23 protein-coding genes are annotated in these 23,143 nt (G+C 36.1%); 20 read left to right on the plus strand and 3 right to left on the minus strand.

Annotated elements, in window-relative coordinates; all coding sequences use genetic code 11:
* Positions 1-7: 7 nt before the first annotated feature.
* From CKJ95_RS06465 to CKJ95_RS06540, 17 genes are all read left to right on the plus strand, one after another.
* Positions 8-895 (plus strand): fumarylacetoacetate hydrolase family protein, encoded by an 888-nt coding sequence (locus tag CKJ95_RS06465; RefSeq protein ID WP_099352580.1) that lies wholly within the window; start codon positions 8-10, stop codon positions 893-895.
* Positions 888-1,310 (plus strand): RbsD/FucU family protein, encoded by a 423-nt coding sequence (locus CKJ95_RS06470; RefSeq protein ID WP_099352581.1) that lies wholly within the window; start codon positions 888-890, stop codon positions 1,308-1,310. Before CKJ95_RS06465 ends, CKJ95_RS06470 begins: the two co-directional genes overlap by 8 nt.
* Before the next feature lie 415 nt (positions 1,311-1,725).
* Complete coding sequence (locus tag CKJ95_RS06475; RefSeq protein ID WP_099352582.1) at positions 1,726-3,030, plus strand: ABC transporter substrate-binding protein; 1,305 nt, start codon at positions 1,726-1,728, stop codon at positions 3,028-3,030.
* A 100-nt stretch (positions 3,031-3,130) separates the two neighbouring features.
* Complete coding sequence (locus CKJ95_RS06480) at positions 3,131-4,015, plus strand: carbohydrate ABC transporter permease (protein ID WP_099352583.1); 885 nt, start codon at positions 3,131-3,133, stop codon at positions 4,013-4,015.
* On the plus strand, positions 4,015-4,830 hold the full coding sequence (locus CKJ95_RS06485) for a carbohydrate ABC transporter permease (protein ID WP_099352584.1): 816 nt from the start codon (positions 4,015-4,017) through the stop codon (positions 4,828-4,830). The genes CKJ95_RS06480 and CKJ95_RS06485 overlap by 1 nt, the downstream gene beginning before the upstream one ends.
* 104 nt (positions 4,831-4,934) lie before the next feature.
* Positions 4,935-6,926: a beta-galactosidase trimerization domain-containing protein gene (locus CKJ95_RS06490; RefSeq protein WP_099352585.1), complete on the plus strand. Its 1,992-nt coding sequence runs from the start codon at positions 4,935-4,937 to the stop codon at positions 6,924-6,926.
* A 68-nt stretch (positions 6,927-6,994) separates the two neighbouring features.
* Entirely contained in the window at positions 6,995-7,867 is an 873-nt protein-coding gene (locus tag CKJ95_RS06495) for a sugar phosphate isomerase/epimerase family protein (RefSeq protein ID WP_099352702.1), read from the plus strand.
* 30 nt (positions 7,868-7,897) lie between these two features.
* The gene (locus CKJ95_RS06500) at positions 7,898-8,959 is read left to right on the plus strand and encodes a Gfo/Idh/MocA family protein (protein WP_099352586.1); all 1,062 of its coding nucleotides are present in this window, start codon (positions 7,898-7,900) and stop codon (positions 8,957-8,959) included.
* Complete coding sequence (locus CKJ95_RS06505; protein WP_099352587.1) at positions 8,960-9,847, plus strand: sugar phosphate isomerase/epimerase family protein; 888 nt, start codon at positions 8,960-8,962, stop codon at positions 9,845-9,847.
* A 153-nt stretch (positions 9,848-10,000) separates the two neighbouring features.
* Entirely contained in the window at positions 10,001-11,155 is a 1,155-nt protein-coding gene (locus CKJ95_RS06510) for an ROK family transcriptional regulator (protein WP_099352588.1), read from the plus strand.
* 39 nt (positions 11,156-11,194) lie between these two features.
* Positions 11,195-12,211: an asparaginase gene (locus CKJ95_RS06515; protein WP_099352589.1), complete on the plus strand. Its 1,017-nt coding sequence runs from the start codon at positions 11,195-11,197 to the stop codon at positions 12,209-12,211.
* A 235-nt stretch (positions 12,212-12,446) separates the two neighbouring features.
* Positions 12,447-14,183 carry a sensor histidine kinase gene (locus tag CKJ95_RS06520; RefSeq protein WP_099352590.1) on the plus strand — a complete coding sequence of 579 codons (1,737 nt, stop codon included), beginning with the start codon at positions 12,447-12,449 and terminating at the stop codon, positions 14,181-14,183.
* 1 nt (position 14,184) lies between these two features.
* Positions 14,185-14,916: a LytR/AlgR family response regulator transcription factor gene (locus CKJ95_RS06525; RefSeq protein WP_099352591.1), complete on the plus strand. Its 732-nt coding sequence runs from the start codon at positions 14,185-14,187 to the stop codon at positions 14,914-14,916.
* A gap of 157 nt (positions 14,917-15,073) precedes the next feature.
* Positions 15,074-16,525, plus strand: a complete 1,452-nt coding sequence (locus CKJ95_RS06530; RefSeq protein ID WP_099352592.1) for a carbon starvation CstA family protein — start codon at positions 15,074-15,076, stop codon at positions 16,523-16,525.
* Complete coding sequence (locus CKJ95_RS23295; protein ID WP_180271427.1) at positions 16,526-16,675, plus strand: hypothetical protein; 150 nt, start codon at positions 16,526-16,528, stop codon at positions 16,673-16,675.
* Positions 16,676-16,846: 171 nt separating this feature from the next.
* On the plus strand, positions 16,847-17,143 hold the full coding sequence (locus CKJ95_RS06535; RefSeq protein ID WP_099352593.1) for a HesB/YadR/YfhF family protein: 297 nt from the start codon (positions 16,847-16,849) through the stop codon (positions 17,141-17,143).
* A gap of 130 nt (positions 17,144-17,273) precedes the next feature.
* The gene (locus tag CKJ95_RS06540) at positions 17,274-18,497 is read left to right on the plus strand and encodes a DUF438 domain-containing protein (RefSeq protein ID WP_099352594.1); all 1,224 of its coding nucleotides are present in this window, start codon (positions 17,274-17,276) and stop codon (positions 18,495-18,497) included.
* A 38-nt stretch (positions 18,498-18,535) separates the two neighbouring features.
* Here the strand turns inward: CKJ95_RS06540 and CKJ95_RS06545 are convergent, their stop codons facing one another.
* From CKJ95_RS06545 to CKJ95_RS06555, 3 genes are all read right to left on the minus strand, one after another.
* On the minus strand, positions 18,536-18,985 hold the full coding sequence (locus CKJ95_RS06545; RefSeq protein WP_099352595.1) for a hypothetical protein: 450 nt from the start codon (positions 18,983-18,985) through the stop codon (positions 18,536-18,538).
* 14 nt (positions 18,986-18,999) lie between these two features.
* The gene (locus CKJ95_RS06550) at positions 19,000-19,467 is read right to left on the minus strand and encodes a DUF2243 domain-containing protein (protein ID WP_099352596.1); all 468 of its coding nucleotides are present in this window, start codon (positions 19,465-19,467) and stop codon (positions 19,000-19,002) included.
* A gap of 223 nt (positions 19,468-19,690) precedes the next feature.
* Entirely contained in the window at positions 19,691-19,900 is a 210-nt protein-coding gene (locus CKJ95_RS06555; RefSeq protein ID WP_099352597.1) for a hypothetical protein, read from the minus strand.
* Positions 19,901-20,474: 574 nt separating this feature from the next.
* On the opposite strand from CKJ95_RS06555, the gene CKJ95_RS06560 reads away from it, so the two are divergent.
* Genes CKJ95_RS06560 through CKJ95_RS06570 form a run of 3 tightly spaced genes read left to right on the plus strand, consistent with a single transcriptional unit; the run spans position 20,475 to position 23,125 of the window.
* Entirely contained in the window at positions 20,475-21,032 is a 558-nt protein-coding gene (locus CKJ95_RS06560) for a TVP38/TMEM64 family protein (protein ID WP_099352598.1), read from the plus strand.
* A gap of 33 nt (positions 21,033-21,065) precedes the next feature.
* A complete protein-coding gene (locus CKJ95_RS06565) occupies positions 21,066-21,770 on the plus strand; it encodes a response regulator transcription factor (protein WP_099352599.1) in 705 nt (234 codons plus the stop codon).
* Positions 21,767-23,125: a sensor histidine kinase gene (locus tag CKJ95_RS06570; protein ID WP_099352600.1), complete on the plus strand. Its 1,359-nt coding sequence runs from the start codon at positions 21,767-21,769 to the stop codon at positions 23,123-23,125. Before CKJ95_RS06565 ends, CKJ95_RS06570 begins: the two co-directional genes overlap by 4 nt.
* Positions 23,126-23,143: the final 18 nt, after the last annotated feature.

The following is a 23,143-nucleotide window of genomic DNA, read 5'->3' on the forward strand; positions in this document are numbered from 1 at the left end:
ATAAATCATGAAATTCGCAACTATTAATGAAAAACTTGCGGTACAACTTCAAGGGAAATTAATTGATATTGAAGCAACAGCAATCCAAAATAACTGGGACAGAGTTCCATCGGATATAATGGAAGTCATCAATTTAAAAGAAGCAGAAAGGGCCCGTTTTGAAGAAAAACTAAAGAATGCATTTAGTGTTGTAGAATACGATGAAAATGAAGTAACATGGGGACCTGCTGTTACAAAACCACATAAAATTATTTGTGTTGGTTTGAATTATAGAAAACATGCGGACGAAACTAATGCCTCATATCCTGAATACCCAATTTTATTCAATAAATTTGATAACACATTAACAGGTCACAACTGTGAAATTGTGGTACCAAATGTGACAAAAGAACTTGATTATGAGGTGGAGCTAGGTATTGTAATTGGGAAGAAAACTAAAGACGTATCAAAAGAAGATGCACTTTCTCAGGTTTTTGGCTACTGCACAGTAAATGATCTTTCCGCACGTGATCTGCAATTTAGAACACAACAATGGTTATTAGGAAAAACATCTGACGGTTTCAGTCCAATTGGTCCATATCTTGTAACTTCTGATGAAGTTGGTGATCCGAATAATCTCGCGTTGAAAACTTATGTAAATGGAGAGTTACGCCAGGATTCGAACACATCGGACATGATTTTCAATTGTGCAGAAATTGTAAGCTATATCTCTAAATATATGACATTAGAGCCTGGAGATTTAATTCTAACTGGTACTCCTGAGGGTGTTGTACTTGGATTGCCTATTGAAGAGCGTGTATACATTCAACCAGGTGATGAAGTAACGGTTGAAGTTGAAAAATTAGGCCGTTTAACAAATGCATTTGTCAAAGAGGGAGCTTTAGTAAATGCTTAAGGGAATTCCGCCCATTCTTTCACCAGACTTAATCAAAGCGTTGATGGAAATGGGGCATGGAGATGAAATTGTTCTTGCAGATGGAAACTTTCCAGCTGCAAGCCATGCTAATCAATTAATTCCTGCGCACGGACATGGGACAGAGGAATTACTTAAGGCCATTTTAGAGTTATTTCCACTCGATACGTATGTAGTTTCTCCTGTTATGTTAATGGGAACAGTTGATGGTGACCCTTGTCCAGATATTTGGAATAGATATGAAGAGATTATAAAGGAAACCAGTGATTCGCAATTCCAAATCGAAAAAATTGATAGATTTGATTTCTATACACGTAGTCGTAAGGCATATGTTATCGTGGCAACTAGTGAGCGCTCTCCTTATGCAAATATAATTTTAAAAAAGGGAGTACTGTAATATTGAATTATGAAACTTAGCAATGAAAGGGAAGCTAAGCTTTCCTTTCTATTTGCTAAAAAATATTATGTCTTTTTCGTAAAATATAAAAACTAAATATATGTGAGGGGAAATTTGGTTTTTGCAAAAAATTATCATTTTTCATAAAACTTTGCATTGAAACAAACTGTACTTGAAGTTATACTTGCAAATAGATAGTTATATTTAATTAATTTCACCAGTGGAGAAATTAATGATAAATATATATAAAATTTGGTTTTAATTAATTAAAATAATCATATTTATTAACATGGAGAAAAATATTGTTTCTGTAATCAAACGAGATAGTAATACTAAAACTCGATCGGGGGGTGATTAACAAAAAAATGTAAGCGTTTGAGAGTTGAAAATTAATTAAAAATAGGGGGATAAAACGATGAAAAAAACAGTGATAATTGCATTTATGGTTTTATTGAGTACAATCCTAGTTGCATGTAGTGGTTCAGGGGATCAGGCTAATAGTGAAGAGGATAAGATAAAGATTCGATTATTAACTCGAATGGCAGGTACTACCACACAAGTTGGAATCTATAAAGATATCATTAAAGAATTTGAAGAAAAGCATCCTGATGTAGAAGTGATTGATGAATCTCAAGGAGATGAGTCTGCTTTTAATAATAAATTGAAAACAGACCTTGCATCAGGAACTCTACCAAATATTTTTAGAGTTCAAGGTGTTGCTAACTTAAGTGAATATATTGAGGGTGGCCTATTAATGGATATGAATCCTGTTTTAGCGGAAGACACTGAGTGGGGTTCTGGCTTTACTGAAGGTGCATTAAAATATTACCAAGTTCCAGGTCATGAAGGAACATATGGAATCCCAATGGAATCAGGATTAATAGGGGTATATTATAATGAAGAATTACTTCAAAAAGCTGGTATTAGTCAATTTCCAGAAACTTGGGATGACTTACTTACAGCTATCAAGAAGTTAAAAGAAATAAATGTAACACCAATAGCACTTGGTGCTAAAGCAACCTATATGGCAGGTCATTTGCATAATCAGATTTTTTACAAATGGATGGGAACCGATGCTGCCAAAAAGCTTGGTACAAGAGAGCTAAAATGGACTGATCCTGACGTAGTTCAAACTCTTGAATACGTTAAGGAATTGAATGACATGGGAGCTTTTGGTAAGGATTCTGCAGGTATTAGTGATGATATTGTATTAACAGATTTCCTACAAGGGAAGGCCGCGATGATTATAACTGGTCCTTGGAATATTGGCAAGTTTATTAGTTCAGAGGACACAGAGTATACGGACTCTATTAAACTAGCTAAGTTCCCTTATTTTAAAGAAAAACCAGAGTTTAAAAATGAAGATATGCAAGTTTTAAGTCCTTATATGGTTAATGGACAACTTGAAGGTAAGGAAAAAGAATATACTATTGAATTGCTTAAAATGCTTACCTCTGCAGAGGCAGCTAAAAGATATGCTGAGGAAGCACAATTCTTAGTTCCTAGGTCAGATATTGACATTGATGAATCAAAAGTCTCCGAATTATTTTTAAAGAATATCGAATTAGGTTCTACTTCCAGTGGAATAGCAGTAGATGTATTTGACTTTGATCCATTAACGTCTATGCAGGATAGAACCAGAAATTCCATTGTAAGTATGTTCATTGGTTCTAGCGCTGAAGAAGCAGCAAAAGAAATTCAGAATGAAATAGGAAAATAAAGGCACTCAAAAACGTAAGGATATCCCCTATCTTTCTAAGAATCCATGTTAGATAGGGGGACACTTCTAAAGCAATAGTCTAAAAAAAGGGGGGAAATAGATGAACGTAAGGAGTAAAAAAGAAAAGTCAAAAATCCTTCTATTTACTTTGCCAGCTTTACTTATATACATAGTTTTTCTAATTATTCCAATGATTGGAGCAGTCTATTTTTCCGTCGTGAATTGGAATGGTATAAAAGGTTCACCTTTAGAATTCGTTGGACTTGATAATTACCTTTATGTTTTTCAAGATAAGGGCTTCCTTATTTCATTGAAGAATATGTTTTATATGGTCGTCTTTAGCGTAATATTTCACACACCAATCGCTTTATTGTTAGCAGTTGCAATTAACAGTAAATTTAAGGGCTATAGGTTCTTTAAGGTTGTTTATTTTGTGCCAACCATTTTTCCATTAACTGCTATTGGTTTACTTTGGTATTTTATTTTCATGCCTAATGGTTCTTTAAATAGTTTTCTAGATTTAATTGGACTAGCGGAAATTACTAAAGGGTGGTTAATAGATCCTAGTACTGCAATGGGAACTATTATATTTGTAAATATTTGGGCGGGTATTGGTTATTATATGGTAATTCTTTTAGCCGGTTTAACAACAATACCGAATGAGATTTATGAAGCTGCTGAAATAGATGGAGCATCACCATCAAAAAAGTTTTTTCACATAACAGTTCCTATGCTTAAACCAATTATTACATTATGTATATTAATGGATATTATCGGAACTGTAAAAGTATTTGATCTGATTTTTGTAATGACAGAAGGTGGCCCAAACGGATTAACAAATCTTCCAACAACTTTAATGTATTATGAAGCATTTAGATATGGTAATTATGGAGTGGGAAGTGCTATCGGGATTATCATCTTAATCATTGCTCTTATATTAACTATAGGTAGTGAAGCTATCATGAATAGAAAGGAGAAGAATTAATGAGAAGTAAATTAGTATTATATACTTTTATTATCATTATGGCTTTTGTATTTGTTGGTCCTATGCTATTTACATTACTTTCTTCTCTAAAAGGAAATAATGAGATTTTTAGTGCACCGTTTAGTTTACCTGAAGTTTTTAAGTTTGAAAATTATTTAATTGCATGGAATGAAGCGAATATGAGTAGATACTTCTTTAACAGTATCCTTATATCTGTGGGAACTGTGGTTATTCTCGCTATCGTTGCATCAATGGCCTCCTATGCTCTTGCTAGGTTTAACTTTAGAATAAATAAATTTCTTATGCTGTTTTTTCTACTGGGAATGATGATTCCTATGCATACAGTTCTCGTACCGGTAGCGTACATGATTGGTTTACTGGGATTAAAGAATAACCTGGTAGCATTAATCCTACTTTTCGTTGCCTTTTCTTTATCTTTCAGTATATTAGTCCTTCAACGTTTTATGCAGGGGATAAGTCAATCGCTTGAAGAAGCTGCGATTATCGATGGTGCAAGTTATATGCAAATTTATTTAAAGGTAATTCTACCGATGTCTGTTCCGGCTATATCAACAGTTTCAATTTTCAACTTTTTAGGTGCGTGGAATAACATTCTTTTCCCACTTCTCTTTATAAACGATGATAAATTAAAACCGATTGCATTAGGTCTACTAAACTTTAGTGGGGAACGTGGTTCTGAATATGGCCCCTTAATGGCAGCAATTGTAATAACTATTTTAGTCCCACTATTTGTTTATTTATTATTCCAAGAAAAAGTAGAAAGTGGACTCGCAGCAGGAGCTGTGAAAGAGTAAAAATCCCTTCAAAAAAAGAAAAATTAGAATCTATATAAAAATGCAAATATCATATTCTTCTTTTGTATAACAAATCTATGTTAAATGTAATGGAGGTTGCGCAATTGAGTGAACTAAGAAACAGGCAGGTACATTTAGACTTTCATACTAGTGAATATATTCCTAATGTTGCAAGTGAGTTTGTTGCTGAAGAATTTGTAGAGACTCTAAAAAAGGCGAACGTAAATTCGATTACTTGTTTTGCGAGATGCCATCACGGATGGTTATACTATCCATCAAAAAAACATCCAGAATTAATGCACCCTAATCTAGAAAATAAAAATCTATTATTAAAACAAATAGAGATTTGTCATAAAAATGATATTAAGGTTCCAATATATACAACGGTTCAGTGGGATGGTTATGTAATGAAGCATCATCCTGAATGGCTCTGTGTGGACGAGAATGGAGAGTTTATTAATAGCCAGAATGTTCCTAGTCCTCATTTTTATTATACTATTTGTTTAAATAGTGAGTACCGACAATTTTTCAAGGAGCACTTACAAGATATTATTGAAGTAGTGAGACCTGAAAATATAGATGGCTTCTTTTTAGATATTCTTTTTAAGGTGGATTGTCATTGTAGTAACTGTTTTAAACAAATGAAACGTAAGGGTCTAAATACAGAGATTAAAAGAGATAGAATTTCTTATTCATTGATTATGTTAGATGAATTTAGAGAAGAAATAAGTGCTTTAATTAAAGAAAAAGTTCCACAAGCAACTATATTCTATAATAGTTCCCATATAGGACCAACACAAAAAAAGAGTTTGGCAAGCTTTACACATTTAGAACTAGAATCTTTACCAAGTGGAGGTTGGGGTTACGACCACTTCCCTGCGACGATGAGATATTCTAGAGGGTTAGGTAAGAATGTTGTCGGTATGACAGGAAAGTTCCACACGTATTGGGGAGACTTTCATTCTCTAAAAAATAAGGCAGCATTAGAATTTGAATGTTTTAACATGCTAGCACTTGGAGCTTCTTGTTCAATTGGAGACCAGCTTCATCCAAGTGGCAAGCTGTCAGAAGCTGCTTATGATTTGATTGGTCATGTTTATAGTAAAGTTGCAAAAGTTGAAGAATACGTTAAAGACAGTAAACCTGTATCAGAAATTGGTGTATTTACACCAGAAGAATATTACGTACCGGGCGATCACAATCTTGGGATTCATCCATCATTAATTGGTACTGTTAGAATGCTTCAGGAATTGTCATACCAGTTCGATATAATCGATAGCAAAATGGACTTTGAAAAATATAAATTGTTAATTTTACCTGATGTAATTGACTTTACCCCTGAATTGAAATACAAGCTAAAAGATTATACGCAAAATGGTGGCAAAGTAATTGGAACCTACGAGTCCCTTATAGATAAAGAAAATAAAGGTAGCAATTTTTACGGTAATCAATTTCTTGGAAATTCAGAGTACGATCGAGATTTCGTGTTACCAAATGCTACTATTGGAAAAAATTTCTACCAAGAAGAATATGTGATGTATGGAAAAGCTGCAAAAATAGAATCAGTAGAGTCAGAAGTATTAATGGATACAATTAAACCGTACTTTAACAGAGAAGGCGAGACTTTTTGCTCTCATCAACATGCACCTTCTTCAAGAAATCTTGGTTATCCTGCGGTTACAAGAAAACAAAATGTAATATATTTTGCACATCCTATTTTTAAGCTGTATCGAAAAAATAGCCCATATTGGTGTAAAGAGATGGTTAAAGATGCAATAGAACTGCTGTTAGATCATAAGTTGGTTACTCACGATGGACCTTCTACCCTTTTAACAGCTTTGAACGAAAAGGAAAATGAGTATAAACTGTTGCATTTCCTTCATTATATTACAGAAAAAAGATCTGAAGATATATATACTATCGAGGATGTTATTCCTCTTTATAACATCGAAGTTAAGTTGCTTATTGGAGACAGAAAAGTGAAGACTGTAAAAAATATACAAAAACAAGAAGAAATCCAATATGAAGTAGAGAATGAATATATTAAATTTAAAATTGATAAAATTGAAGGGCATCTTATGGTATTAATTGACTAGATTTGAATTTGGAAGATTATTAGGAATTTTTATAGAACAATAAATAGAAGAATTGGAGAGTGAGTTTGGTGAAAGTTGGTTTAAGTACTTATAGTCTAGTAAGAGAATTAAGAGAAGAATCAATGAACGTGTTAGATGTTATACAATGGGTTGCTGATAATGGTGGTGAACATGTAGAGTTAGTTCCCTACGGCTATTCAGTTGTCGATAACATTGAATTAGCTGATCAAATCAAAGAAAAAGCAGCTGAAGTAGGCATTGAATTGTCAGCTTATTCTTTACCAGCCAATTTTGTTCAGGCAGAGGAGGCTTTCAATGAAGAAGTTGAACGACTAAAAAAGCATGTAGATATTGTCAATCGATTAGGAATTAAAATTATGCGACATGACGTAACTGCATTCACCCTGCCACCAGAACATATGACTATACATTATTTTGATGAACATTTAGAAAAACTAGTATTAGGAAGTCAATTAATAGCTGATTATGCTTCACAATATGGAATTACTACAACTATAGAAAATCACGGTTTTAATGTTCAGTCAAGTGACCGTGTTCAAAGACTTCTTCGTGAAGTAAACCGAGATAATTTCAAGACAACACTTGATGTTGGTAATTTCCTTTGTATTGATGAAGACCCACTCGTAGGTGTTAAGAAAAATATTAAATATGCCTCAACTGTTCATTTTAAAGATTTCTATATCCGTCCATATTATGAAAATCCAGGAGATGGAGTTTGGTTCAGAACAGTAAATGAAAATTATCTAAGAGGTGCAATAGTTGGCCATGGTGATCTAAATATAAGAGAGATTATTAGAATTGTTAAGAACTCTGGTTATGATGGGTATTTAACAGTTGAATTTGAGGGAATGGAAGACTGTAAGGTTGGTTCGAAAATTGGTATGGATAACGTAAGAAGACTATGGCATGAAATAAAATAAAAAAAATCCTAGGGGAAGGATGGGGTAAATGTGGAGAAATTAAAAGTATGTGTGATAGGTACAGGCTCAATTTCTGACATGCATTTACAGTCTTATGCGAATAATTCTGACGCAATTTTATACGGAGTTTATGATTATTCGACAGAGAGAGCGGAAAAAAAAGCAAAGCAATACGGAATAGAGCGTGTATATTGCAGCTTAGAAGATGTCTTCCAGGATCCAGAGGTAGATGCTGTAAGTATTTGTACGTGGAATAATACTCATGCTGACATTTCAATTGGTGCCCTTAAAGGTGGAAAACACGTATTAGTTGAAAAACCTTTGTCAATGAATGTTGAGGAAGCAATAAAAGTAGAGGAAGCCGTACGCGAAACGAACAAAATATTGCAAGTGGGCTTCGTACGGAGATTTGCAACAAATACAAAGGTACTAAAGTCCTTCATTGACAACGGTAAATTAGGAGAAATTTATTATGCCAAAGCATCATGTTTACGCCGTTTAGGGAATCCCGGTGGATGGTTTGCAGATATAGAACGTTCTGGTGGAGGTCCTTTGATTGATTTAGGTGTACATATTATTGATATTTGTTGGTACTTAATGGGCCGTCCAAAGGTAAAGTCAATTACAGGTCACACCTATCATCAACTTGGGAATCGCGGAAATGTTGAAAACCTTAGTTTTTATAAGGCTGCTGATTATGATAAAGAAAAGAATACTGTTGAGGATATGGCAAATGCTCTTATTACATTTGAAAATGGTGCTTCATTAATCGTTGATGTTGCGTTTACACTCCATGCCAAAAAAGATGAGATTCAAGTGAAGTTATTTGGTACAAATGGTGGAGCGGAATTAGAGCCTGAATTAATGTTGATAAGTGAAGAAAATAATACAATTATTAATATTGACCCACAGGTTGATCATAAAACCTTTGATTTTAACAATGCATTTCAAAGTGAAATTGATGCTTTTGTCACTAGTTGTTTGACTGGAGAAAAGCCTGTTGCTCCTGTTGAGGATGGGGTTGAAATTATGAAAATTCTCCATGGAATTTATGAAGCTTCTGCTAATAAAAGTGTGGTGACATTTTCATAAATGGAACAAGTAAAAGTCTTAAATAAAATAGGTATTATTGTAGATGGCTTAGGCTTACCCCTTCAAGAAGGACTTAAAGTTGCGAAGAATATTGGAGCAGACGGTGTACAAATCTACGCGGTCGAAGGAGAAATGGCGCCGGAAAACCTCAGCACAACTGCACGGAAGGAACTTAGAACTTACATTCAATCATTAGGGTTGGAGATATCTGCTCTCTGCGGTGATCTAGGTGGTCACGGATTTCAAGATAGTGCACAAAATAAAGTTAAAATTGAAAAATCAAAAAGAATTTTAGACCTCGCAGTTGAATTGGGTACAAATATTGTTACAACACATATTGGTATAGTTCCCGAGGAAAAAAATAGTTTTATATATGAAAATATGCAGAGGGCATGTGATGAACTAGGTATTTATGCTAAAAGTTTGAATGCTTATTTCGCAATTGAAACAGGACCCGAAACATCTATGACATTGAAGTCATTTTTAGATAGCTTGAGTACCAATGGGGTCTCTGTTAATTTTGACCCTGCAAATATGGTTATGGTAACTGGAGATGATCCGGTTGAAGGTGTAAGGATTTTAAAAGATTATATTGTTCACACTCACGTAAAAGATGGGATACAACTTAAGCCCGTTGATCCACGAGATGTTTACGGTTCAATTGGATATGGGAAAGGTTTAGAACATGAAAAAATTTCCCAAATGGTTGCGTCTGGAAAGTTCTTCAGGGAAGTACCTCTTGGCGGAGGTTCTGTTGACTTTGACAAGTATTTTGAAGTCTTAAATGAGGTTCAATATAATGGATATCTAACGATTGAACGAGAAGTAAAATCTAACCCAATAAAGGATATATCAGAAGCTGTACAGTTTATTAAAGGATATAGATAAACGCAAATATCAATTATCTGTACACAATAATTATTACACAAAGGCATCCTAAAGGGGTAATAATCGCTTTAGGATGCCGTTTTAACAACTTTATTAAATTAATTGATTGATTATTGAACAGTATAGATAATAATTTGTGAAGAAGGTTATGAAATGGAGAAACAAGACCAATTATTAATGAAAAAACAGAATAAAAAGTTAGTATTAGAGATTATAAAGCATCAGTCACCTATTTCTAGAATGGAAATTGCAAAAGTAACTGGAATGAGTCCAACGACAATTACCAGAATTGTAAACGAATTGCACGAACAAGGATTTGTAAAAGAAACTGAATTAGTCACCTCGGGTGTAGGGAGAAGAGCAACATTACTCGATGTCTCTGGTGAAGTGCTTTACACTATTGGAATTGAACTTGATAAGCTGATAATCAAAGTAGGCATTGTGAACTATATTGGCGAAATTGTTGCATGGAGAAGTGAGTTAAGGGAACAGTCAGAAAAATACGATATAACGATCGAAAAGGTTTTAAAAATTATTAATGAATTAATTAAAGTAAACAAAATACCAAGAGAAAAAATAATTGGTGTTGCTGTTGGTCTACCTGGTTTAATTGATTACAAAAATGGGATTGTTAATGTTTCTGACCAGTTAAAATGGAAAAATGTAAACTTAGCATCTGATTTAAGAGGACGATTAGGTTTTAATGTAATTATTGATAATGAATTAAAAATGAAAATAGTAGCTGAGAATTATACTGGTAGAGCAAAAGATTCTCGGAATGCAGTACTAGTGGGGATTGGTTCAGGGATTGGTTCTGCGATTATTTTAAATGGTGAAATATATAGAGGAGAGTCAAATAACGCTGGTGAGATCGGGCATACAGTAATAGACCCGACTGGAAACGTGTGTAACTGTGGAAAGATTGGTTGTCTAGCAACTTATATATCCGAGGGAGCAATCTTGTCTGACGCAAGGAAAGTAAAAGATGTTGATTGTATTGAAGATGTTTTTGATTCATATCGAAACCAAGAATCTTGGGCAGTCAATATTCTAGATAGAGCTTCTACCTATATTGCTCTTGCGATAAGCAATATCTTATGCGTATATGACCCAGAAGTAATAATTCTGAGTGGGAATACCATTCAAAAGTTTCCGGAAATAAAAGAGGCAATAGAAAGGAAATTAGATTTATTTGTTTGGGAGCCTATTAAAGAAAAAGTAAAAATGGTGTATTCTGAGTTGCGGGATCGTGGTGTAGTTCTTGGTTCAGCAATCCAGGCACAAAATATGCTTCTAGATCTTGAATAAACTTGGTGTATTGATTAAACATCGAAGGGCAGGAATATCATGAAATTTGAACTACTAATTGAAGAAACAAGAGCTGGTTTACTTGAAAATGTTCATATTGGGATGATTTGTGGGGTTAATAAACTTTTCGAAACAAAATATGAGGTCGGTGACACAGAACATTATACTTATTTCCGTTCAGCCGCCAAACCAATTCAAGCATTACCAGTATTTCTATCAAATATTATATCGAAATATAATCTAACAAGTGAAGAGGCTACACTGTTTACTGCTTCTCATCGGGGTGAAACATATCATATTGAGGCTCTTGAATCATTGCTAAAGAAGCTCCCGATTAAAGAGGAGGATTTGTTCTGCCCACCTTCTTACCCTTTAAATGTATTTCCAAGAGAGGAGATGCTAAGGAAGGGAATAAAAAAGAGAAGACTTTACCACAACTGCTCTGGTAAACATATGGGATTTTTAGCTATTTGTCGTGAAATGGGCTATCCAGTTAAGGGATATTGGGAAGTCGATCATCCCCTCCAGCAACACATATTAAGTGTTCTTTCTACTCTCTCGGAGGTACCAATCTCTGATATAAAGATTGGGACTGACGGATGTGGAGTACCTGTATTTGCTATTCCGTTGAAAAACATGGCTATCACGTATCTAAAGCTAGCATGCCCCGATTTGATTGTTTCTCCTAATTTAAAAGAAGCAGTAAAACAAATGACAAGTATAATGAATGAGCATCCAAGGATGGTTGCCTCCAATCAGTTTATCTGTACGACTTTATTAGAAGACACAAACATTGTAGCAAAGGGTGGTGCTCAGGGTGTTTACTGCTTTGGATTAAAAAAAGAAAAAATTGGATTTGCTTTAAAAGTAGCGAATGGATCTGAGGATGTTTGGCCAAACATAGTTGCCGCCATCTTGGAACAAATCAATTACTCTAACAAAGAAACAATTAATAGATTGAAAGCATTAAAACCTTCACTCATAAAAAATGACTCAGGGGTTGAAGTTGGGAGTATTAGGGAAGCATTTACACTAAAGGCCTTTTCTTACAGGTAAAAGAACGCACAGCCTAACCTTTAATTGAGGTTGACTGTGTTTTTTTATGAAAAATATCCTATAAATAATATAAGGTATTTGAAGCATAGTAGAGTTGATTCCTCCCCTCAAAAAACTATCCACAACCCCGAAAATCTTGATACAATAGGGACAGAGGGAAAGGTCCCATGTCCCAAAAATATTACCTGAAGTGGGACATGGAACCTTTCCCCGCGACCCAAAAAGGAGCATGTTTATGTTCGTATTGTTGATTACGTTGTTGGAGCGGTTAGGGATTATTGTTGCAATCGCTTTTATTTTAACTAGATTGAAGTTTTTTAGAGGGATGATGTATCAGGAGGAGCTGAACCGCTGGCAGAAGCTTGTGGCGATTGTCTTCTTTGGTTTTTTTGGAATTATCGGTACGTATACTGGCTTAAGCCTGAACACGGAAAGTTTGCAGCTTGACCGGTGGGCATCTGCTTTAACCACTGATGAGGCCTTAGCGAACTCACGGGTAATTGGCGTTGTGCTTGCGGGTCTTCTTGGTGGCTACAAGGTCGGTTTAGGTGCGGGCCTAATTGCAGGAATTCATCGCTTTACCCTGGGAGGGTTTACTGCGTTTTCCTGTGGCTTTGCATCGATTATTGCTGGTTTTATCTCCGGATACTTTTATAAGAAAAATAAACATGTGAAGCTGAGCACAGCATTTATTATTGCAGCCTCTGCGGAAGCTCTTCAAATGCTGGTTATTTTGCTCTTCTCACGCCCGTTTGAAAAGGCGTGGGCTTTAGTTGAGATCATAGGAATTCCGATGATTATAGCAAATGGTCTAGGCTGTGCACTTTTCCTTATGATTATTAAGAGTGTAATTAATGAGGGAGAACGGGTGGGGGCTGTTCAAGCTCAAAAAACACTGCGGATTGCTGACAAGACGCTCGCTTATTTACGGAACGGTTTGAATCGTGAGACAGCCCAGGCTGTTTGCAATATTATTCAGGATGAAATTCAAGCTACGGCTGTTTCGATGACAAACACGAACGAAATCCTAGCGCATGTGGGTCTTGGTCATAACCACCACCGTTCACAAATGCCTATTCAAACACAAATTACACAGGAAGTTATTCATAACGGTAAAATTGTAATCGCAAACAAAAAAATGATTCAATGTCGAGATGAGGATTGTCCACTTGGTGCGGCTGTAATTGCTCCCTTAAAACGTAGAGAAGAAACGATTGGGACGTTAAAATTCTATTTTCGTTCTGAAAAGGAAATTACACCAGTTGTCACAGAACTCATCTCTGGTTTAAGTTCCCTTTTAAGTAATCAGCTTGAAATTGCGGAGGCGGACAAGGCGTTTCAGCTCGCAAAAGAAGCAGAAATCAAAGTGCTTCAAGCCCAAATCAGTCCGCATTTTCTGTTTAATACATTAAATACGATCCTCTCATTAGTAAGGAGAGACCCAACAAAAGCTAGAAAACTACTCGTTTCTTTATCACATTTCTTACGTCAGAACCTATCTGTAACGACACAAAATGTAACAACTTTAGAGCAGGAATTACGGCAGGTTCGAGCTTATTTAGAAATTGAGGAAACAAGGTTTGTAGACAAATTGAAGGTATCATATAAGGTAGAGGAAGCGGCTTTGTATCAGCATATTCCACCACTTACTCTACAGCCGATTGTAGAAAATGCCATCAAGCATGGCATGAAGAACCGTGATGGAGACTTTCAGGTCAGTATTTCCATTCAAAAAGGGAATGACTGTGTTTATGTAAAGGTTGAGGATAATGGAATGGGGATGAGTAAAGAACGAGCTAGGGAAATTTGCGTTACCCCAATCAAGTCAGAAAAAGGTAGTGGTGTCGCTTTATATAACGTTAATAGAAGGCTCACGATGCATTTTGGTGAAAAGTCCGCATTAGCAATTAAAAGCGAAGTAAATAAGGGAACGGAAATCGCGTTTTCAATCCCACTTACGGAGGCTATATAGAATGGAAACAAAAATTAGAACACTCATTGTCGATGATGAATTATATAGTCGTGACGAACTGTCACATCTTTTAGAGGCGCATCCTTCCATTCAAATAGTCGGGGAAGCAGATTCAGGGGAGGCAGCGATTTTAAAAGCGATCCAACTTCAACCAGATGTTATCTTTTTGGATGTAGAAATGCCAAAGGTTAACGGGATGGATGCAGCAAAAGCCTTATTGGAATTAAAAAAGTCGCCACTGATTGTGTTTGCAACCGCCTACCCGGAATTTGCTGTGGAAGCATTCCGTTTTAATGCAATTGACTACTTATTAAAGCCATTTGATGAGGTACAACTAGAGGAAACAGTAAAACGGATCGAAAAACAATTCCAGACGACTGAGGAAAAGGAAAAAGGAAAGCAAACTGGGAAATTGGCGATTGATTCAAGCGGTGAGATTATCTATCTTGAGCCAAAGGATATTTTATACATTGTAAGAGATGAAAAAGTAACCAAGCTGATAACTAAGATGGGAGAATATGAGACAAAAATACAGCTGAAAGATTTGGAAAGCAGACTTGAATCATTCGGGTTTTTCCGCATTCATAAAAGCTTCCTTGTCAATTTAAAATATGTCACTCGCCTCACACCATGGTTTAATGGTGCGTATCAATTAGAAATTGAAGGTAGAAGTGAACAGCTATCAGTTAGTCGAAATTATGTAAAGGCATTAAGAGCTAGCTTAGAAATTTAAATAAAAAGGTAGAAATTTGCGTTTTACTTCACAATTTGGACACGTTATTGTCGAATTTCTACCTTTTAATCTAAAACCCTCCTAAAACTCAATTAAACTATTATAATTATTGTAAACGCATTCATAAATTATAATAAAGGGAATAGGGGGAAATAGAATGATTACCTTTTTAGCTAGTATAGCTTTGTTAATTGTAGGATACTTTACGTATGGTAAATATGTTGAAAAAGTATTCGGAGTGAAGGAAGAACGTACTACACCAGCATATGTAAATGCTGACGGCGTAGACTATATTCCAATGAGCACAAAGAAAAACTCGTTGATTCAGTTACTTAATATTGCAGGTACCGGACCAGTATTCGGACCTATAATGGGAGCGCTTTACGGACCAGTTGCATTCATTTGGATCGTGGTTGGCTGTATCTTTGCAGGTGCGGTTCATGATTATTTAACTGGTATGATTTCTATTCGTAACAAAGGGGCTCACTTACCAGAGCTTGCGACTAAGTTTTTAGGAAAAGCAATGAAACACGTTGTAAATGCATTTGCTGTTTTACTTTTACTATTAGTTGGTACCGTTTTCGTATCAACTCCAGCAAGTTTATTAAATCTATTATTAGATGGAAAAGTTGCTTTAGGAATTCTGATTGCTGCGATTTTCATCTATTATATTTTAGCAACTTTATTGCCAGTAGATAAAATTATCGGTCGTCTTTATCCATGGTTTGGAGCGATCCTTTTAATCAGTGCTGTAGGTATTGGTATTGGTTTAGTAGTTAAGGGAGCACCAATTCCAGAACTTTCATTATCAAATTTCCATCCTGATAATGCACCAATTTTCCCATTACTATTCTTTACAATCACTTGTGGTGCTTTATCTGGATTCCATGCGACACAAACACCAATTATTTCACGTACGACACAAAAGGAAAGCCAAGGTCGTAAAATTTTCTACGGTATGATGATTGCTGAAGGGATTATCGCCATGATCTGGGCAGCAGCAGCAATGAGCTTATTCGATGGTTATGGTGGTTTACAAGAACTTCTTGCAGCTGGTGGACCAGGAGCAATTGTAAGTGAAGTTTCAACATTAATGCTTGGTGCTGTTGGTGGAACTCTTGCAGTTCTAGGTGTAATCGTATTACCAATCACTTCTGGTGATACTGCATTCCGTAGTGCTCGTATGATTATCGCTGAATATATAAATATGGCACAAAAGAAAATGTCTAGCCGTCTATGGATTGCTGTTCCGTTATTTGCAATCTCAGTTGTACTAACTCAAATTGACTTCAATATCCTTTGGAGATACTTTAGCTGGGCGAACCAAGCTACAGCAGTAATTGCCTTATTCGTAGGTGCAATGTACCTATACATTGCGAAAAAGAACTACTGGATCTCACTAATTCCAGGAACATTCATGCTTATCATGGTAATCACGTATATTCTAAATGCACAAATCGGTTTCCGATTACCAATGAACATTGCTTGGTACGGTGGTTTTGCAGGAACTGCAATACTACTTGTATTATTCTTCCGTCAAGCTAAGAAGTTAAGAGCAGCAAATCTTCCGCTTGAAGTAGATATCTCAGACTATAACCGGGTGGCTTAAATGGGTTGCTGTAGTCCTGAATATCGGAAGGTAGTCGAGGCTCAAGAGCAAAAGGTCAATCAGCAAACGAATGACAAAGTTCCTGTTTGGGGAAAGATTGTGAGCATCTCTATTATTATTGGAGCCATAATCACCTTTGTACTCTTATAAATGAATCAAAAGTGCATGCATTCTTTCATGAATGTATGCACTTTTTAATGTTTGAGAAACATTTCACAAACTTGTTGATTTCCTATATATGAAATCTTTAGTACTATAAAAGTAATAAAGGATATCTTTCTGCACAAAATATCAGAAGGACACCTAGGGAGGTTCATACAGATGGAAATGACAATCAGTGAAGCAACTGTAAAATGGTTCAAAGAGGATATAAGTGTAAAAGAAGGCGATAGCGTTCGATTTTATCCAATGTTTTACGGAACGAGCCCTGTACAAGAAAAGTACTCATTAGCCTTTTCAACGCATGATGAACCCATCCAAATTCATACAAGTCAAAAGATTGATGACATTGAATTTTATGTAGAAGAGGATGACATTTGGTTCTTTAACGGCCATAATCTTATTGTCGACTATAATCCAGATAAAGATGAATTGGAATATCAATACCCAAAACCATAGGCTCACGATGAGTGAGCCTTTAATTATTTTTAAGATGTGATTCGAATCACGAACCAATTCTTAAAACTATGCTATTTTCAAACATAACAGGTATTTTTCAATAGTGCATAGTTTGAAAGGAGAAATTCGTGTGAGTGAACTTATTAATAACCGTGAACAAAATAAAATCAGTGACCAAGAGCGTGAGGCTCTTATAAAACAAAGCTTTAAAGATTTACATAATGGTAAATCTGTTGAAGAGATTAAATCTCAATTAAAGGATAAAGTGGGCTATATTACGATTGGGGAAGTGTCAAGGCTCCAACATGTGTTAATGGAAGAAGAAAATATCCAAGCACATGAGGCTACAGAAATTTGTTCAAAGCACCGGGAGATTTTCAAGGGTTTTATAGAAGATACGCTCAATCGTCACCCAGAAGAACAACCTGGACATCCTGTGTATACGTTTAATCTTGAAAATAGAGAACTTGAAAAGCTAGTAACTATAATCAAGGAGAATTTGCAAGCATTTGAAGCAGATGATCATAATGAAAATAGATTGAAGTTACTCGGTGATTGTAATCTTTTATTGGATATCAGAAAGCATTATGAACGAAAAGAACAGCTTCTCTTCCCATATTTAGAAAAATACGGCATATATGGCCCAACAAATATGATGTGGAAGATTGATGATTTTATTGTAGATGCAATAAAAGATGCTAAAAGAATGCTTACAGAATATGATGGGGATAAACAGTCAGTTGTGGAGGTTATAAACTTTTTTGCCGATCAAATAGACGAAATGATTTATCGCGAAGAAAATATTCTCTTTCCAATGTCGTTAAATAATTTAACAGAGGACGAATGGTTAAAAATTGCTCATGAAAGCGATGAAATCGGTTTTTGTTTAATTTCTCCGGAAGATTGGAAGCCTGAGCGAAGTGTGATAGATGACGAGCAAGTGACGTCAAAAGGATTTATTAAAATGGAAACGGGTATCCTGTCCCTTAAACAACTTGAATTACTTTTAAACCATTTACCGGTAGATATTACGTTTATTGATAAAGATGATGTCGTTCGCTACTTCTCAAAAGGAAAAGAGCGTATCTTTGCTAGGACGAAGGCTGTGATTGGCAGAACTGTTCAAAACTGCCATCCGCCTAGAAGTGTTCATGTCGTCGAAGATCTGCTAGATGACTTTAAAGCAGGAAGAAAAGATGTTGAAGATTTCTGGATCAAAGCAAAAGGCAAATATGTGTATATCCGATATTTTGCGGTCCGTGATGAGGATGGAGAATATATCGGAACGATGGAATTCTCTCAAAATATTGCTCCAATCCAGGAAATTGAAGGGGAAAAACGGATTTTATCATAGGAAAGTCAAAAATGCTGACAGCTCAATGTCAGCATTTTTTATGGTACTTTGACAATCTCTGTAAATGCAACTTCTTCTCCGTTGGCAATAAGAACGCCATGATTGTTTCCATTCAGTGTAACTTTTATTTCGTTCGTACCAGACGGTAAAATGTCCAGATGATAGTATTGCCCATATAAACGATTTACTTTCTTACCGTTCAAATAAATATGAGCATGCCCTTCATTGTAGGTGGGTTCCTCAGTACCAGCCTTCTTCGGTTTAAATGTAAAATTTTCAGTATGTATTTCTAATAACCATGTTCCGGAAGGGTCTTTTATAACTGAACCAGAAATGGTAGGAGCAAGATGTGAAGGAGGAATAATGATTTGGTTTTCTTGATGCATCATTTCATGGTTTCCAGCACTAAAGTGGCTGCTTTGATTATGAAAATATATCATCATTGATACAGTCCCAAAAATAACAAAAAAACTTATGAATCTATACATAGCCCCCTCCTCACTCAAGAACTAATAGGTGAATTTTGTTTATCTTTTCTTTGTTTAATTAGATAGCCAATTATGAACAACAATAATCCGGATGCAAGGAATGCTAAGTCGTAAGCTAAAGCGTTAGGGTCCCCAGGCTTGACACGATGAATTTGTAGGAGATGATGATTGATAATCCCCTCAACCAAATTGAACACGCCACCCCCGATTAAAAACCAACCAATGAGCAAACGAACTCCCTTTGATAGATTGCTTGGATTTCCTGCCAACCATAACAGTACACCACCAATGATAAGGGTGATTGTAACAGCAAAATGGAATAATCCATCGCTCATGATTTGTCCAGGCCGATCTGTTGCCATGTATACACTATGCCACTGTAATAACTGATGAAAAATAATCCCATCAAGAGCACCTAAAAATCCAAAACCAAAAATAAAACTTCCTGTATTAATCAGTTTTCTTCTAGTATTTGTAGTCACGATATGTCTCCTCTCTATCTTATTTAAACATTAATCCATTTTGTCCCTTTTGATAGATTTATAAACAGTAACCTAGTAGGAAACTACTATTTTGTTTTAAGAGAGAAGAAATCGTGCCCGATTGTCGGAGAGAGAGCAGTAAAGTGGAACGCAAGCGTCGGAATCGTACCCAATTGGCAGGTTCATTTCAAAAAAAGGTAACGTAAACAAAAAGCCCCTCAGCTCACACTCCAAAGCAAACAAAAAAAGAACCATCATTTCCATCTCTGAATGATTGGTTCTTATGTTTATTGCGGTATAAGTGATCTTTTTTCGTTTTTGTCAATCTTGTTTGCATGTCGATTCCTACAAATGGGCTTCTTCCGTTTTCAGGATTTCGTTTTCCCTCGCGTACAAGCTTCTCGCGCATTTTCTTAGCTTTTGATTTCGCCATCCTCTATCACCTCTCTGTATCAAATACGCCTTGGCGTGTTTGCGCCCGATTTTTTTAGGCCCACACGATGTGGGTCACAAAGACGTTGCCACAGGACGTGGCGTTCTTAGTCTTTGATCCTATGCTCGAAAAATTTCCTTTGAAAAATCGTGGCATCCGCCGTAGGCTTTAACTTTATTCAGTCGTTAGCTGAATAAAGTTAATTATTTACATCTCCAGTATACATGTTTTCTCACATTGCTTCCATTAGAAATTTTCAACTAAAATAGGCATACTCCCATACAGATGCAAATGCCCTGAATAGGATATAAACGACAACGAATTTGGGGAGGTGTCGGTATTGGCTGATGAGAAAGAAAAAGAAACCCGTGAGGAGCAGGAGTTCCAACGTACGGATGCTTGGGAATTCTTTTGGGGAAGAAGACCAAGGTCCGAAGAGGAAGAGATTGAAGAAGAGTAAAAAATTCCTGGTGCAACTTATAAAATAGGTCGCATGGATTGTTTTCATTCATGCGGTCTTTTTTTAATCTAAAAGTATGGCATAATAAGAGCAAGTATAATTCGGAGGATGTCCATGCAGGAACAAATAGTAGATCTTTTACTAAATTATGAGGCATATGCAGTAATCATAAGCTTCTTTCTAAATATAGTGATTAGCATATTTGGAGTTCTTCCAAGTGTATTTATTACTGCTGCTAATCTTCTTGTTTTTGGTGTTTGGAAAGGGACCCTTATTTCTTTTATCGGAGAGGCAATGGGTGCGATTGTGGCATTTTGGTTATACCGTAAAGGGTTTAAAAGGTTTATTGATAAGAAGAAACACAAACATTCGCTTATCGATAAACTGCTTTCCGCCAAAGGCAAAGATGCATTCGTGATGATTCTACTATTACGTTTGTTCCCTTTCATTCCTTCGGGGGTAGTTACCTTTACAGCAGCAATTGGTGAAGTGAGTTTTATCGTCTTTCTTTTCGCAAGCTCGCTAGGAAAGATTCCTTCCTTATTAATCGAAGCTTACTCTGTGCACAATGTCACTGCTGGAACAATGGAAGGGAAAATCATATTAACAGTCGTTTCAGTTGTTGGTATCTTGTATATTTGGGCTAAACTAGTAAGAAAGAAAAATACATAGAAATAGTTACATAGAAATGGGGTTGGACAGTAGATGCAAAAACAACGTATTTTAATTGTGGAAGATGAAGAGAAAATTGCAAGGGTATTGGAGCTGGAATTGACATATGAAGGCTATGAAACTGGAAAAGCCTTCGATGGTAGTACGGGGTTACAACTGTTTCTAGAAGAACAATGGGATTTGGTTCTACTAGATATCATGCTACCGGGCATTAGCGGAATCGAGGTGCTTAGACGCATTCGTGCTGCAAACTCAGGTACACCGGTAATTCTTTTAACTGCAAAAGACTCCGTAGAAGACAAGGTGTCTGGGCTTGATTTGGGAGCGAATGATTATGTAACAAAGCCTTTTCAAATAGAAGAACTGCTTGCGCGTATTCGAGTAGCACTGCGAAGTAATCCTAGTCATTCAACTTCCGGACAAGAACAAACGGATGACTGGTTAAGTGTGGGGGACCTAAAGCTTAATGAAGGAACTCATGAAGTCATTCGTAAAGACGATACAATTGAACTAACACCAAGAGAATTTGATTTGCTCGCTTATTTAATGAAACACCCAAAACAGGTGTTAAATCGAGAGCAACTTTTAAATGCGGTATGGGGCTATGACTATTACGGGGATACAAATATAGTCGATGTGTATATCCGTTATTTACGAAATAAAATGGATAAGCCATATGACGAGCCTTTAATTCACACTGTACGTGGCGTCGGCTATGTGATGAAGGAATCGAAATGAAACTAAGGACAAAGATCAATTTATTCACGGCTGTTTTGTTTATCATTTTGTTAATCTTAATTAATGTTGCCTCTTTTTTTACGTTTAGGCATATGATGTTCCAAAATGAATTAGAGCGAACACATGCCCAAACGGTACGAGCATTAAACGGGATATCCGAATCGGTTAATACAATCCCTGTACAGACCTTGCTTACTACATATATGCCGATTAATGGAATGCTTCGAGTATTGCATTCGGATGGCAAGGTCGGCCCAAGAGCATATGTGCCAGAGCAGAAAGTGTTAAAGGATTTTCCAACTTCCCATCCAAAGTCAGAGCGTAAACAAGTTGTTGATTATGATGGAAGACCATACGCATTTACTTCATTGCCAATCATTTGGCAAAATGGTGAAGTAGCAGAGCTTCAGATGGTGGAAGATTTATCACAGACAGCCGCCAACTTGAAAACATTAAGTCTTGTATTACTTGCAGTAACTCTGATTGCAACCATTCCCGTTATCGTTTCAACTAGGGTATTGAGTAATGTAATTACAAAGCCAATTACCGCGATGATTCAAACGATGCGAGAAATTCGAAAAAGTGGTCAATATAAAAGGATTGAATTAACAAACGAATCAAACGATGAATTGCATGAAATGGGTCAAACCTTTAATGAAATGATGGATTTATTAGAAGTAAACTATGAAAAACAGGAGATTTTTGTCTCAAATGCGTCTCATGAGTTGAAAACACCATTAACCGTTATTGACTCATACTCAAGCCTTTTAAAGCGAAGGGGACAGACAGACCCAAAGCTTTTTCAAGAAGCAGTGGATGCGATACAATCCGAAGCCATTCATATGAGGGAATTAACTCAGCAGCTGCTATTAATGGCAAAACATGATGAGCAATGGAAACTTCAGATGGAAAGCATTCCTCTACTGCAGCTAGTTGACGAATCGGTTACTTCTTTCCGAGAGGGCTACAAACGCGATATTTCAATCTTTGTGGAAGAAGAATCTATTGTGAAAACAGATAAGCAAAAACTAAAACAAGTTTTTTATATTTTAATGGAGAATGCTCTAAAATACAGCGAAAAACCTGTGATTGTAGTGATTGGTAAGGAACGGAATCAATCAAGCATTAAAATTATAGACCAAGGGATTGGGATTCCGTCACAGGATGTTGGAAAAGTGTTTGATCGTTTTTACCGTGTTGATAAAGCTAGAGCGAGAAAAACAGGGGGCTATGGTCTAGGACTTTCACTAGCAAAGGAATTGGCAGATGCAATCGGGGCAAAACTCGTTCTCGAAAGTGTTGAAGGGGAAGGCACAACAGCCAATATTCTGCTATCCAATGAGGATTCTCATTAATTTCTCATAAAATGCGGG

Origin of the sequence: Fredinandcohnia onubensis, from assembly GCF_002734285.1 — a bacterium.
GTDB classification, from domain to species: Bacteria; Bacillota; Bacilli; order Bacillales; family Bacillaceae_L; genus Ferdinandcohnia; species Ferdinandcohnia onubensis_A.